Origin of the sequence: Mesorhizobium sp. L2C084A000 (assembly GCF_000502875.1) — a bacterium.
Lineage (GTDB): Bacteria > Pseudomonadota > Alphaproteobacteria > Rhizobiales > Rhizobiaceae > Mesorhizobium.
Genome location: NZ_AYWX01000077.1, coordinates 1 through 237 on the forward strand (window position 1 = coordinate 1; position 237 = coordinate 237).

1 protein-coding gene is annotated in these 237 nt (G+C 61.2%); it reads left to right on the forward strand.

The window, feature by feature from the left end:
* The coding region (locus tag X735_RS135805) for a transcriptional repressor (RefSeq protein ID WP_023814490.1) at positions 1 to 237 on the forward strand (237 nt) is incomplete at both ends.

Sequence of the window (237 nt, forward strand, 5' to 3'; positions counted from 1 at the left end):
ACTGCATGAAGAGGCGGTCGCCGCCGGCGTGCCGGTCTCGCTCGCCACCGTCTACAACGCGCTTCACCAGTTCACCCAGGCCGGCCTGCTGCGCATCCTGGCGGTCGAGGGGTCCAAGACCTATTTCGACACCAACACCTCCGATCACCATCATTTTTACATCGAAGGCGAAAACAGGATCTTCGATATAGAAAGCGGTCCGGTGACCGTCTCCAACCTGCCGGAGCCACCCGCAGG